We start from the raw sequence: 14,066 nt of genomic DNA, 5'->3' as shown, positions 1-14,066 counted from the left end.
GAGGTGACGTTCGACATTGACGCCAACGGCATCGTGTCCGTGTCCGCCAAGGACAAGGGCACCAATAAGGAACAGAACATCACGATCCAGGCATCCGGTGGTCTGTCCGATGAAGACATCGAAAAGATGGTTCAGGATGCCGAAGCCAACGCCGAGTCCGACAAGGAACGTCGCGAAATGGTCGAGGCCCGCAACCAGGCCGAAAGCCTCATCCATTCGACCGAAAAGTCGGTGGAAGAACATGGCGACAAGGTCGATCCAACGACGGTCGAAGCCATCGAACTGGCTATTGCGGCGCTCAAGGATGATCTGGAGGATGAAAAATCCACCGCCGACAAGATCAAGTCGGGCATCCAGAACGTAACCGAAGCAGCGATGAAGCTGGGCGAAGCGATCTACAAGGCGCAAGCCGACGACGGCGACTCCGAACCTGCCGCTGCGGATCGGGGCGGTGACGACGATGACACCATCGTTGATGCCGATTTCGAAGATCTCGACGAAGACAAGCGCGCCTAACTCTTGTTGGGCGGAACTGATGAGTGGCCGGTCCGGACACCGGGCCGGCCACTTTCGTTCCGTAGAAGGAGGGCATGATGTCCAAACGTGACTATTACGATGTGCTCGGCCTGTCCAAAGGCGCTTCGGCGGATGAGATCAAGAAAGCCTATCGCTCCAAGGCGAAAGAGCTGCACCCGGATCGCAATGCGGACAATCCCAAGGCCGAAGACCAGTTCAAAGAAGCGAACGAGGCGTACGAGGTCCTCAAGGACGCCGACAAGAAAGCAGCCTATGACCGCTACGGTCATGCGGCCTTCGAAGGCGGCATGGGTGGCGGCGGCCGGCCTGGCGGCTTTGGCGGTGCACAGGGGCAAGGCGACTTTGCCAGTGCGTTTTCTGACGTGTTCGACGACCTGTTCGGCGATTTCATGGGTGGCCAGCGCGGCGGCGGACGTCAACGCGCCTCGCGCGGGGCGGATCTGCGCTACAATCTGCGCGTGACGCTTGAAGACGCCTATACCGGCATGCAGAAGACCATTCAGGTGCCAACATCGGTTCAGTGTGGATCGTGCTCGGGCTCCGGTGCCGAAGGCGGCGCGGAACCGACAACCTGTCCGACCTGTTCGGGCATGGGCAAGGTCCGTGCAACCCAAGGCTTCTTTACCGTCGAACGGACCTGCCCGACCTGTTCGGGCCTTGGTCAGACGATCAAAAATCCCTGTAAGGAATGCGCCGGCGCGGGCCGTGTCCACAAGGACCGCGCGCTGTCGGTGAACATTCCCAAAGGTGTGGAAACCGGAACCCGCATCCGCCTTGCTGGTGAAGGCGAAGCCGGTCTGCGTGGCGGACCTCCGGGCGATCTCTACATCTTCATTGACGTGATACAGCACGACCTCTTCGAACGTGATGGCGTCCACCTGCATTGCCGCGTTCCCGTGTCGATGACCGTCGCGGCGCTTGGCGGTAATATCGAAGTCCCCACCATCGACGGCGGCCGCAGCCGTGTCGCCATCCCTGGCGGCAGCCAATCGGGCCGCCAGATGCGTCTGCGCGCCAAAGGCATGCCCGCCTTGCGCGGCGCGGGGCAGGGCGACATGTTCATCGAACTCGCGGTGGAAACGCCGGTCAATCTGACGTCGAAACAGAAAGATCTGCTGCGCGAATTCGAAGAACTGAGCGAAGACAACAACCCGGAATCAAAGAGCTTTTTCAAATCTGTCAAAGGCTTTTGGGATTCCATGAAAGGCTAAGACAACGGCCCCGCCTGCGTGGGGCCGTTAGCGATTCATTAAGCGTTTTGCGCCCATGATTGCCGCATGGCACTTTCGCACTCCTCACAACCGTCCCTGTTCGAAGCGGCGGCACCCGCGCCGCTGAAACCGTCTGTGCCGTCCTATATCAGGGGCCATCGCAAACGCCTGCGCGACCGTTTTCTGATCGGTGGGGCCGAACCGCTCCCGGATTACGAATTGCTGGAATTGCTTTTGTTCCGGGCGCTCAAGAACGGCGACGTGAAACCTATCGCCAACCGCTTGATCACAACATTCGGTGACTTCAACCGCGTGATTTCCGCCCCCATCGAACGCCTGAAAGAGGTTGATGGCGTTGGTCCCGAAGTGGCGCTTGACCTCAAACTGATCGAGGCGGCAACCCATCGCCTGTCACAGGCCCGCGTTCTGAAGCGCCCGGTGATCTCAAGCTGGAACGCACTTCTCGACTATTGCCGCGTGACCATGTCCCATCGCGAAACCGAACAGTTCCGCATCCTGTTCCTTGACCGCAAGAACGTGCTGATCGCGGATGAGATCCAGGCCAAGGGCACCGTCGATCATGTCCCGGTCTACCCGCGCGAGGTGATCAAACGTGCGCTGGATCTGAACGCGTCGGCGCTCATCCTTGTACACAACCACCCCTCGGGTGATCCCACGCCATCGACTGCCGACATCACCATGACCGAAGAAATCGCCCGCGCCTGCGATGCGGTAGGGGTCACGATCCACGATCACCTGATCATCGGAAAATCCAAAGAAGTCAGCTTCAAATCCGAAGGCTACCTCTAACCCCGAATTACCGCACCCAAATCTCGACCCGGCGGTTCACCTGTCGGCCCCATCTTGTGTCGTCACAGGCCATCGGCATCGCCTCTCCGAACGCATCCGTGGCCAGCACAAGCTGTGACAGGCTTGATGCCTCGACCGTTGTTTCAATGGCCTGCTTCACAACCTGCGCGCGCTGTTGGGCTATCCGAAGGTTCCCATCTGCCGGGCCTGCGCCATCCGAAAACCCGACAAACACCAACTGCCGACCGTCGTAAACGCCGGCTTCGATCGCATGCGCCAATTGCTGCACGTTCGACCGCGATTGCGCGTCCAGCCGCGCCGCCCCCGCTTCGAACCGAAACGAGGTCGACAAGCGGCGCAGCGGGGCCAGCGTGTCCATCATCCGCTTCAGGGATCCCAACCCGTCCTCACCCTCCGCGACGCGGATCGCGTTGGCAAAGCGGTCTCCCTGAGCATTCAACGAAATCTCTTCGGGGGCCTGATCCACAAACCCGGCGCGCCGGGTGATGATCTGGGCCGGGCCTGTGCGGGTATAAGCCAGGAACTCGCGCACCAGCTTGGGCAGACGCCGCGCCGGAATATACAGGAACATCGGCGCCGTCAGCGGATAATCCTCGGTCTTGATCGTCAGCCGATTGGCCCGCAACTGAAACCCGCAAGGTCCGGACAGAGCCAGCACCTTGCTGTTGCCGATCTCGGAATAGCTGGCCACCCCGATGGCAAGTTGATCCTCTGCAACGGCCTGCGCCAGTGCCGTGTTTGTCGGATGTCGGTGCACACCGTCTGCCAGCGACATCCGCGCTTGTCTCAGAACCCGATCCTCAACCGCTTGGGCGATCCCGGATTGTGCATCCCGCATATGGATCGAAATCGGCGCATCCTCTCCGCCCAAGGTGCGCCAATTGTCGATCTCACCCGACAGGATGCGCGCAAGGTCCGACACCGAAAGCGCGGACACAGGGTTCATCGGCGACACGATCACCGTCATCGCATCAAGCGCAAGAACACGGCTTCGGTTCACATCGTCCAACCGCCCCAACCCGACCTCTGCCGCCAGCGCCAGTTCTCCAGGTCGGATTTCGCGCAGCGCCATCACAAGATCGGCCTCGTCCGCCAACAGATCGGCAAAACCTTCATCCGTACTCGACACGCGGAAATGGAACCGACCAACCGGCGATCCACCCTCTGTTTCGGACAGCACATATTCGAAATGGGTGTTGTCTTCCTTGATCCGCTCGGCCTTCAACCCGTTTTGAAGGGCAAACCCTTCGACCAGCGCGGGCATCAGAACCTCACCCACGGTTGAAGAGCCCGAAATCGACACCTCAGCCACATAATTGGTCAGCGACGGGCATCCTGGCCCCTCGCACAGCACACCAGAGCCATCAACCGTCAGTTCACCATATTGCGTCTGAACCCGGTAAAACTCCCCGTCAAAACCAAGCAAGGTGCCAGAAAGCTCGATTGCGCCATCGCGCGACCGCAGGGTCACGTCGTCTGCCCATGCCGAAACACCGGTAACGAAAAGGAAAAGTGCGGCCCAAAGCGCCGCACAAAGATGTTTCATGTAAAAGCGCCTTTGAACCGCCCGCTTATTTTGCGGCGATTGTCAGGTCTTCGACGAGATTTTTCAACAGCAAGAAATCACCAACAGCGTCGCATCCCGGAACGTCAATCGTCAGTTCCTTGGACATGAGGTCTTTTCCGTTGCGAATTTCAAGCGTTTGCGCCTCGACACTGGTGTTGCAGTTCGACGCAAGGATCTCTGCCTCGACCGTCAGGGCCACGGTCCCCGACGTGTCGGTCATGCCCGTGGGAAAGGTGTAGACCTCGGCCAGCAAGGCATCCGGCGCGTCGGTCGAGCCAAGCGTGGTCAAGAACCCGCCCTGTCCTTTTGCTGCCCGCGTCACGTCCGAAACCGAACCCTGCCAGATGTGACCTGCGGTAAAGTATTGCGCGTCAAATTCACGGGCGTGCAGTTGCAGGCCGGAATTGCCGCGCCATTGCAGAACCACGCGGTCATAAAACGGCACGGATGTGACCTCTGCCGTTGCCACAGCACCACCGCCATCCAGGAAAGATGCGATGACCAATGCGGTCTCATTCAGCGCAGGAACATCCACCGACAATGTGCCATCAGGCTGCATCAGATCGGTGAACATCAGCCCGTTGTGGTGCAAGGTGACCCGTTCGCTGCCATGGCAAGGTGCGTTGAGCGTGACCGATATCATCGCCCCGGCGATCGGGGTGGCGGTCATGTCGATGTCGCAGTCAAAGCCGCTCTCGGCGGGGGCCATCGGGACAACGATTTCCGGCTCTTCACCTTTCAAAGCCGCGATGCTGACGATCGAGGTGGGCAAAGACGCGGTCACCGGCGCATCCATGGGGATCTGCGCACGCGGCGACGACGACACTTCCTGCACATCCGACAGAACCAGCGGTGCCTGGGCCGTGTCCGGCGTGGATTCACCCGGCCAGTAATACTGCATCCCCGCGCCAATTCCGAGCGCGGCCACAACCGTGACGGCGGCGATACGAATGGATGATTTGCGGTCCATGGCAGACTCCCGATGCGTGTCCTGCACCGGTCTGTCTGCCAGAGGATTTGGGTGCGGCTAGGGCACCGGTTTGGTCACTTTGCGTCGGCTTTGTGACCAATCCGCCTTACGTCAGCCGCCCATGGCAATGCTTGAACTTCTTGCCTGACCCGCAGGGGCAAAGATCGTTCCGTCCGGGATTGCCCCATGTCGTCGGATCGTTCTCGTCAAACCCGTCCGCTGCGGCCTCCGGGTGTCCCATGGCCGGACCTTCCTGCGGTGTCGCTGCTTCGGCGGTACGGGTCATGGAGGCCTGCTGCGCGGCAAGCTGTTGCAACATCGCCTTCTGTTCGTCTTCCGTCATCGGACGCACCTGGCCAAGCTGCTTGGTCACGTCTTCCCGCAGGCTGTCCAGCATCGATTCAAAAAGCTGGAACGCCTCGGACTTGTATTCGTTCAATGGATCGCGCTGCGCATAGCCCCGAAAACCGACAACCGACCGCAGATGTTCAAGCGTCAGCAGATGTTCGCGCCATTTGCCGTCGATGGTCTGAAGCAGAACCTGCTTTTCGATCTGGCGCATCGTATCCGGGCCAAACGCTTCGGCCTTTTCCGTCATATGTGCATCCGAGGTTTCCTCAAGGCGTTCGCGGATCACTTCGGCGTCCACACCTTCCTCGTCACCCCATTCCACAACAGGCGCATCAAACCCGACAAGCTCCTTGATCGCGTCATGCAGCCCCTGGGTGTTCCACTGATCCGCATAGGACTTGGGCGGAATGTAGGTGTCCACCAGATCGTCGATCACCTGATGCCGCATGTCCTGCGCGATTTCCGAAAGGTCCTTGGCTTCCATGATTTCGCGACGCTGGCTAAAGATGACCTTCCGCTGGTCGTTCATCACGTCGTCGAATTTCAGCAATTGCTTGCGGATGTCAAAGTTGCGGCCCTCGACCTTGGCCTGTGCGCGCTCAAGCGACTTGTTCACCCAAGGGTGAATGATCGCTTCGCCTTCTTTCATACCCAGCGTCGACAGAACCTTGTCCAGACGCTCGGACCCGAAGATGCGCATCAGGTCGTCATCCAGGCTCAGGAAAAACGATGACCGCCCCGGATCCCCCTGACGGCCGGACCGGCCGCGCAACTGGTTGTCGATGCGGCGGCTTTCGTGCCGCTCGGTGGCCAGAACGTACAGACCTCCGGCGTCTTTCACGGCCTGTTCGTCTGAATCGTGTTCCGCTTCGATCCTCTTGCGGATCTCTTCCGGGTCGCCTTCTGGATTGGCCTCGATGGCATCCATGATCTGTAGATCGACATTGCCACCCAGTTTGATGTCGGTGCCGCGTCCGGCCATGTTGGTGGCGATGGTAATCGCGCCCAGCTTGCCTGCATCCGCGATGATCTGCGCTTCCTGCTCGTGCTGACGCGCGTTCAGAACATTGTGCTTCAGCTCTGCCTTGGTCAGCAACTGACTCAGCATTTCGGACTTTTCAATCGACGTGGTGCCAACCAGAACCGGCTGCCCATCGGCATGCGACTTCTTGATCTCGGCGACGATGGCGTCGTATTTTTCCTGCGCCGTGCGATAGACCTTGTCGTCTTCGTCAATCCGCGTGATTTCGCGGTTGGTCGGCACTTCGACCACACCCAGCCCGTAAATCTCGGCGAATTCCGCAGCCTCGGTCACGGCTGTCCCTGTCATGCCCGACAGCTTTTCATAAAGCCGGAAATAGTTCTGGAAGGTCACACTGGCCAACGTGACGTTCTCGGGCTGGATCTTGCAGTCTTCCTTGGCTTCGATGGCCTGATGCAGACCTTCCGAAAGGCGACGTCCCGCCATCATCCGCCCGGTGAATTCGTCGATCAACACCACCTCACCGTCACGCACGATGTAATCCTTGTCGCGCTGGAAAAGCTTGTGCGCGCGCAGACCCTGGTTCACATGGTGAATAAGCGTGGTGCTCTCGGGATCATAAAGCGATTGATCTTCGGGAAGCTGACCCAGTTCGTGCAGCGTCTGCTCCAGAAACTCGTTGCCTTCGTCGGTGAAGGTCACGTTGCGGGTTTTTTCGTCAATGGTGTAATGCTCTTCCGTCAGGGACGGAATGATCTTGTCGATAGAGACATAAAGTTCGCTGCGGTCCTGCGCCGGACCCGAAATGATCAGCGGTGTGCGCGCCTCATCGACAAGAATGGAATCCACCTCGTCCACAATCGCGAAGAAATGGTCGCGCTGATACATCTGGTTCAGTTCGGACTTCATGTTGTCGCGCAGGTAATCGAACCCCAGTTCGTTGTTCGTCGCATAGGTGATGTCGCTGGCATAGGCCGCCTGCTTTTCGTCGTCGGGTTGGCGCGGATAGACCACGCCGGTGGTCAGACCAAGCGCGCCGTACACCTTGCTCATCCATTCGCTGTCGCGCTTGGCAAGGTAGTCGTTGACCGTCACGATATGCACACCGCGCCCCGTCAGCGCGTTCAGATAGGCAGGGAAAGTCGCCACAAGCGTCTTGCCTTCACCCGTCTTCATTTCCGAGATGTTGCCCTGATGCAGGAAAATCCCGCCCATCAACTGCACATCAAAGGCACGCAGCCCCAGCGCCCGCTTTGCGGCCTCGCGGCAATTGGCAAACGCCTCGGGCAGCAGATCGTCAAGCGACTCACCGTTGGTATGGCGCGCCTTGAACTCGGCCGATTTCTCAAGAATCTGCGCATCGCTCAGTTTCTCGAACTCCGGTTCCAGCGCGTTGATCTTTTCGACCAGCGGGCGCGTCGCCTTTATCTTGCGGTCATTCGGCGTTCCGAACACCTTGCGCGCGACTTTCCCTAATCCCAGCATGGTCTCTCTTTCAGGTTTGACATCTTCGTGTGCGGCATCTGCTTGCCCGCCTCGCACACAGCCCATATGTCACAGGGGAACGACTGGCCTTGCAGCGCCTTGTGGCGATGTAAGGTCAGGGAAATACACTGTCAATGTCGCCCCGACTGCACGGGCGGCTCTGGAAGGATCAAACATGACGAATCTCATCGCAAAAATGTCCGCAAGCGCGTTCGCCCTGATGCTGGCCCTGCCGGTTCAGGCGCAGGACACGCTGACCGCCGACTCTGTAATGGCCACGGTCAATGGCACCGAGATCACGTTGGGCCACATGCTCATGGTGCGCGCGTCGCTGCCAGAGCAGTATCAGCAACTACCCGATGAGGTTCTGTGGGACGGCATCCTGGACCAGATCGTGCAGCAAAGCGTGCTGAGCGAACTTGAAACAGGTGAAGAAAACCGTCGCGTTCAGCTTGCTCTTGAAAACGAACGCCGCGCGCTTTTCGCTGCTCAAGCCATCGAAGGTCTTGTCGATGAGGCCGTCACGGACGAAGCTGTTCAGGCTCTTTACGAAGAAACCTACCTTCAGGGTGACCCAACCGAAGAATTCAACGCCTCGCACATCCTTGTTGAAACACAGGAAGAAGCGGCGGCCATTGTCGAAGAATTGAACGGCGGCGCGGACTTTGCCGAAGTTGCGCGTGAAAAATCCACCGGTCCGTCCGGCCCGAACGGTGGTCAGCTGGGCTGGTTTGGCGCGGGTATGATGGTTCCGGAATTCCAGACCGCTGTCGAAGCGATGGAGGTTGGCGCACTCTCTGAACCGGTCCAGACCCAATTCGGCTGGCACGTCATCACTCTAAACGAAAAGCGCAATCAGGAAGCCCCCGAACTGGACGCCGTGCGCGGCGAGCTTGAAGGTATCCTGAGCCAGAACGCCGTCAGCCAAAAGATCGACGAACTGACCAACGCTGCCGACATCACACGCACCGCCAAGGAAGAGGTGGACACCTCGATCCTCAGCAATATCGACCTTCTGGAGGAATAAACCTTGGCCAAGATCACATCGGTCTCCCCGCTGGCACCCGCCAGTTTCCCGGACCTGCCCGTCATCAAGGGCGCACGATTTGCAACCGCTGCGGCGGGCGTGAAATACGCCGGGCGAACCGACGTGATGCTGGCTATGCTCGATCCCGGAAGCTGTGTGGCGGGCGCCTTCACCAAGTCTGCCACACGCTCTGCCAACGTGTTGGACTGCCAGTCGAAAATCCGCCTGGGGGACGACACGGGAGCGGCGATCATCGTCAATTCCGGCAATTCCAACGCCTTCACCGGGCGGGCAGGGGACGAGTCGGTCCAAGCCATCTGTGCCGAGGTCGCGCGCGTTGCCGGCCTCTCGACCACACGCGTCTTCACCAGCTCGACGGGTGTCATCGGCGAACGCCTTCCGCATGACCGCATTCAGGCCAAGGTGCAGGAGCTCTACGACACTCTTGACGAGGCGGGATTGCCCGCGGCTGCCAAGGCGATCATGACCACCGACACCTTCGCCAAGGGCGCAACCACGCGCGTGGACCTGCCCGGTGGTTCTGTGACCATTGCAGGCATCGCCAAAGGGTCGGGCATGATCGCGCCCAATATGGCGACGATGCTGGTCTACATCTTCACAGACGCCAGGATCGCCCAGACCGATCTGCAATCGCTGGTCTCTGCGCTCAACGAAAAGACTTTCAACAGCATCACCGTCGACAGCGACACGTCCACCTCCGACACGCTTCTGGTCGCCGCGACAGGCGCATCCGGCGTGTCCGTGAGAGACGATGACACCGCGTTCCGCGATGGCCTGCACCACGTTATGCAAGACCTCGCACATCAGGTAGTCCGCGACGGCGAAGGCGCGACCAAGTTTGTGGAAATCACCGTCACCGGCGCACTCAACAACGCCGACGCCAAGACCCACGCCATGGCCATCGCCAATTCCCCGCTGGTGAAAACCGCCATCGCGGGTGAAGATCCCAACTGGGGCCGCGTTGTCATGGCGATCGGCAAATCCGGTGCGCCCGCTGATCGCGACACGCTCAGTATCTCGTTCGGCGATGTCAAAGTTGCCAGCAACGGCTGGGTCGATCCCGACTACCGCGAAGAGCAGGGCGCGGCGATCATGAAGGAACAAAACATCTCCATGACCGTCGATCTGGGCATGGGTGAGGGTGCCGCAACTGTCTGGACCTGTGACCTGACCCACGGCTACATCTCGATCAACGCGGATTACCGGTCCTGAACCGTGAAGATCGTTCTGGTTTCCGCCGTCGCCCTGATCGACCCTGACGGACGCATCCTTCTGGCTCAACGCCCCGAAGGCAAATCCATGGCCGGTCTCTGGGAATTTCCCGGCGGCAAGGTCGAGCCATCCGAGACCCCGGAACAGGCCCTGATCCTCGAATTGCAGGAAGAGCTCGGGATCGACACCTGGGAAAGCTGTCTGGCCCCGCTCACATTCGCGTCGCACAGCTACGAGTCATTCCATCTGCTGATGCCGCTCTTTGCCTGCCGGAAATGGAAAGGCACCCCCGAATCGAAAGAGGGTCAGGCAATCAAATGGGTGCGGGCGAACCAACTCAAGGACTATCCCATGCCTCCGGCGGACATCCCCCTGATCCCGATCCTGCGCGATTGGCTCTAAAGATAGCCACTTTCGTCGCATGCGCTGTCTCGGCGGAAGATTTCCACTGGTAATGATTTTGGCGACAATCTACCTAGATATTGTCAGACCTTGGGGGAGAGTTGACGTGTTGAAGACAATCATCGTCGGAAGTTGCATGTCCGTGCAGGGCATTCTCGAGAAGACACTGCCCGATGGGCGTATCTGCGTGCGTGTCGGAAACCGGATCTTTACCGGACTTCCGGTTCTCAGCGGCGCGTAAACAAGTCACGCGGCGGACACGAAAAAGGGCAGCCTCACAGCTGCCCTTTTCTATGTCCAGTTGTCCGGACCTCAGTCCAGCGCACGTTCCACTTCGGTCCGCTCGAAAATCTCGATCACGTCGCCTGCGCGAACATCTTCGTAATTCTCGAAGGCCATACCGCATTCCTGACCCGACTGCACTTCGGCCACTTCGTCCTTGAAGCGTTTCAGTGTCTTGAGCGTGCCTTCGTGGATCACCACGTTGTCGCGCAGCAGACGGACACCGGCACTGCGGCGGGCAATGCCTTCGGTGACCAGACAGCCGGCAACCTTGCCCACGTTCGACACCTTGAAGACGTCCTTGATCTCGGCATAGCCGATAAAGGTCTCCTTGATCTCGGCACTCAGCAGGCCCGAGGCCGCCGCCTTCACGTCGTCCACAAGATCGTAGATCACGCTGTAATAGCGGATTTCCACACCCTTCTGGTTGGCCGTGTTTCGCGCCGACGTATTTGCACGCACGTTGAACCCGAACACCGGCGCCCCCGACGCTTCGGCAAGGCCGATATCGGTTTCCGTGATCGCACCCACACCCGAATGAAGAACCCGCACGCGCACTTCGTCGTTGCCGATCTTCTCCATCGCCTGAACGATGGCTTCGGCCGAGCCCTGCACATCCGCCTTGACGAGAATCGGAAGCTCCGAAACGTTCTCGTCTTCCTTGGCCTTTTGCATCAGCTGTTCCAGGGTCGTCGCCGCACCCAGTGCCGCACGCTTTTCCTTGGCGACGTTGCCACGATATTCCGCGATCTCGCGCGCCTGCGCTTCGGTCTCGGTCACGTTCAGCACGTCACCCGCTTCGGGTGTGCCGTTCAGACCAAGAACCTCGACGGGGACAGACGGCCCCGCTTCCTTGACGCGTTCACCCTTGTCGTTGATCAGCGCACGCACCTTGCCGTACTGCTCGCCCACAACAAAGATATCGCCCTGACGCAGCGTGCCGTTCTGAACCAGAACCGTCGCCACGGGGCCACGGCCCACGTCCAGCTGCGCTTCGATCACCGCACCTTGGGCCGCCCGGTTCGGGTTGGCCTTGAGTTCGAGGATTTCAGCCTGAAGCGCGATGGCTTCAAGAAGCTCCGGCAGACCTTGTCCCGAGATGGCAGAGACTTCGACATCCTGCACATCACCGGACATCTGTTCCACAACCACTTCGTGCTGCAACAGATCGGTCCGGACCTTTGTCGGGTTTGCACTGGGCTTGTCGACCTTGTTGATCGCCACGATCATGGGCACCTTGGCCGCCTTCGCGTGGGCAATCGCTTCGATCGTCTGCGGCATCACTGCGTCATCCGCAGCAACAACCAGAACGACGATATCCGTCACCTGCGCACCGCGTGACCGCATGGACGTAAACGCCGCGTGGCCCGGTGTGTCGAGGAACGACAAGACGGATCCGTCTTTGGTCGTGACCTGATAGGCACCGATATGCTGCGTGATTCCACCCGCTTCGCCAGAGGTGACATTCGTTTCGCGAATGGCATCCAGAAGCGATGTCTTGCCGTGGTCAACGTGGCCCATGATGGTGATGACCGGAGGCCGGGGTTGCAGATCTTCGTCCGCATCCACAACTTCCTTGATCACGTCTTCCACGTCCGCGTCGGACACGCGTGTCACCCGGTGGCCGAACTCTTCGATGATGAGCTCTGCCGTATCGGCGTCGATCGTCTGGTTCTGCGTCGCCATGATCCCGCTGTTCATCAGCGATTTCACCACGTCACCCACACGTTCGGCCATACGGTTGGCCAGTTCGGCAACGGTGATCGCTTCCGGCAGCCTGACGTCACGCATGACCTTTTCGCGCGGCTGGCTGCCGCCCATGGCTTTCTGCCGCGCACGCTCCTGCTTGCGCTTCATCGCGGCCATGGACTTCTGACGTCCACCTTCACCGCCAAGAGCCTGGTTCAGTGTCAGCTTGCCGGACCGGCGTCCCGCATCGTCGGCCTTGCGACGACCACGGTCCTCGCGTTCACGATCTGTTTTGCGCGGCGCGGCCTGTGCGGGCTTGGGTCCACCTGACGGCTGGCGCGCAGCAGGTGCATCAACCGGCGGACCTTCCGCGGCTTGCTTGGCGGCTTCCGCCGCTTCGCGCGCCTTGCGCTCTTCGTCTTCCGCTCTCTTGCGGGCCTTTTCTTCCGCCTCGCGCTGTTCGCGCTCCTTGGCGTCTTTCTCGGCACGCATCCGCTCACGTTCCTCGGCGCGTGCCTTTTCTTCGGCCTCGCGGGCCGCGGCTTCTTCGCCTTCGCGCGCCTTCGCGGCCTGCAAAGCCTTCAGACGGCGCTCCATCTCGGCATCGGAAATCCCGGCCGGACGTTTGTTCCCCGAAGCTGCAACCGCCGCTTTGGCAGACCCTTCGGTCCCACCTTTCACTGCATTGGGTTTCGGCACCACAACGCGCTTGCGCTTGGTCTCCACCACGACGTTTTTGGTGCGTCCATGGCTGAAGCTCTGCTTTACGTTCCCTGACCGGGGACCGCCGCCGCGCAAACCCAAAGTCTTTTTGCCGTCGTTATCGCTCATTTAGCTCTTTTTTCCTTCCCAGCGGCCCCTGCCACTGTCTTTGCATCAGACGTTCCGATGCGAAAGCCCTTCAATCTTTGCGCTTCCTCTACAACACGTTGCGTGAGTCCACCAGCACCAAGCGCGGCATGTATCACAGTTTGTCGACCAAAGGCCATTCCAAGCTCATCTGCCGTAAGCCAGCCAATGTAATGGCCAAAATGCGGAGTACTTAGTTTTGATTTCCCGCGGCTTGATCCGTCCTCGGCCTGCAGAAGCACCTCTGCCGTTTCCTTGGACAGGGCATCCTTGACTTTTTCATAGCCCGAGATCGCAACGCCGGATTTGCGGCTAAGACTTATCAGATCGACAACACGGCGCGCAAGCTGCTGCTCAAGATCGCTGACAAGGGTGCCAGACACGCTCAGCTCGGTTCGCGCCGCCCGTTGAAACATGTTCTTCTTGATCGCTTTTTCAAGGGCGGCGCGCTCTGCCGTGACCCAAATTCCCCGACCGGGCAGTTTACCTGCCAGATCCGGGAAAAGCTTATTGTCCGGTCCGACGACAAAGCGGATCAGCTCGGATTTCGGGCGCACCTCTCCGGTCGCAATACATTTGCGCTCCGGGCCACTTTCCCGATCCTTGTCTTTTCCGCCGCGTGTCACCTGTGTCGTCGTCCCTATTTCTGT

The 14,066-nt window shown here is 59.7% G+C and carries 12 protein-coding genes; 7 read left to right on the top strand and 5 right to left on the bottom strand.

The window, feature by feature from the left end:
• From ACTIEN_RS02825 to radC, 3 genes are all read left to right on the top strand, one after another.
• The coding region (locus ACTIEN_RS02825) for an Hsp70 family protein (protein ID WP_439521586.1) at positions 1–516 on the top strand (516 nt) is incomplete at its 5' end.
• Positions 517–593: 77 nt separating this feature from the next.
• Complete coding sequence (dnaJ, locus tag ACTIEN_RS02820; RefSeq protein WP_439521585.1) at positions 594–1,748, top strand: molecular chaperone DnaJ; 1,155 nt, start codon at positions 594–596, stop codon at positions 1,746–1,748.
• Between the two features lie 66 nt (positions 1,749–1,814).
• Positions 1,815–2,558 (top strand): RadC family protein, encoded by a 744-nt coding sequence (radC, locus tag ACTIEN_RS02815; RefSeq protein ID WP_439521584.1) that lies wholly within the window; start codon positions 1,815–1,817, stop codon positions 2,556–2,558.
• A gap of 7 nt (positions 2,559–2,565) precedes the next feature.
• Here radC and ACTIEN_RS02810 read toward each other — a convergent pair whose 3' ends face one another.
• The 3 genes from ACTIEN_RS02810 to secA form a co-directional block, all read right to left on the bottom strand.
• Entirely contained in the window at positions 2,566–4,125 is a 1,560-nt protein-coding gene (locus tag ACTIEN_RS02810) for a phosphate ABC transporter substrate-binding/OmpA family protein (RefSeq protein ID WP_439521583.1), read from the bottom strand.
• A gap of 25 nt (positions 4,126–4,150) precedes the next feature.
• Positions 4,151–5,116 (bottom strand): translocase, encoded by a 966-nt coding sequence (locus tag ACTIEN_RS02805; RefSeq protein WP_439521582.1) that lies wholly within the window; start codon positions 5,114–5,116, stop codon positions 4,151–4,153.
• A gap of 106 nt (positions 5,117–5,222) precedes the next feature.
• Positions 5,223–7,934: a preprotein translocase subunit SecA gene (gene secA, locus ACTIEN_RS02800; protein ID WP_439521581.1), complete on the bottom strand. Its 2,712-nt coding sequence runs from the start codon at positions 7,932–7,934 to the stop codon at positions 5,223–5,225.
• Positions 7,935–8,109: 175 nt separating this feature from the next.
• On the opposite strand from secA, the gene ACTIEN_RS02795 reads away from it, so the two are divergent.
• The 4 genes from ACTIEN_RS02795 to ACTIEN_RS02780 all read left to right on the top strand — a co-directional run bounded on the left by ACTIEN_RS02795 (position 8,110) and on the right by ACTIEN_RS02780 (position 10,837).
• Complete coding sequence (locus ACTIEN_RS02795) at positions 8,110–8,961, top strand: peptidylprolyl isomerase (protein WP_439521580.1); 852 nt, start codon at positions 8,110–8,112, stop codon at positions 8,959–8,961.
• Positions 8,962–8,964: 3 nt separating this feature from the next.
• Positions 8,965–10,194 (top strand): bifunctional glutamate N-acetyltransferase/amino-acid acetyltransferase ArgJ, encoded by a 1,230-nt coding sequence (gene argJ / locus ACTIEN_RS02790; protein WP_439521579.1) that lies wholly within the window; start codon positions 8,965–8,967, stop codon positions 10,192–10,194.
• 3 nt (positions 10,195–10,197) lie between these two features.
• Complete coding sequence (gene mutT / locus ACTIEN_RS02785; protein ID WP_439521578.1) at positions 10,198–10,596, top strand: 8-oxo-dGTP diphosphatase MutT; 399 nt, start codon at positions 10,198–10,200, stop codon at positions 10,594–10,596.
• Between the two features lie 106 nt (positions 10,597–10,702).
• Positions 10,703–10,837, top strand: a complete 135-nt coding sequence (locus ACTIEN_RS02780) for a hypothetical protein (protein ID WP_439521577.1) — start codon at positions 10,703–10,705, stop codon at positions 10,835–10,837.
• Positions 10,838–10,908: 71 nt separating this feature from the next.
• On the opposite strand, the gene infB is transcribed toward ACTIEN_RS02780, so the two are convergent.
• Positions 10,909–13,398: a translation initiation factor IF-2 gene (gene infB, locus ACTIEN_RS02775; protein ID WP_439521576.1), complete on the bottom strand. Its 2,490-nt coding sequence runs from the start codon at positions 13,396–13,398 to the stop codon at positions 10,909–10,911.
• Positions 13,395–14,042 (bottom strand): RNA-binding protein, encoded by a 648-nt coding sequence (locus ACTIEN_RS02770; protein ID WP_439521575.1) that lies wholly within the window; start codon positions 14,040–14,042, stop codon positions 13,395–13,397. Before ACTIEN_RS02770 ends, infB begins: the two co-directional genes overlap by 4 nt.
• Positions 14,043–14,066 lie beyond the last annotated feature (24 nt).

This window comes from Marivita sp., assembly GCF_051859345.1.
Lineage (GTDB): Bacteria > Pseudomonadota > Alphaproteobacteria > Rhodobacterales > Rhodobacteraceae > Marivita.
This window is presented reverse-complemented; position numbering and strand designations above follow the sequence as displayed.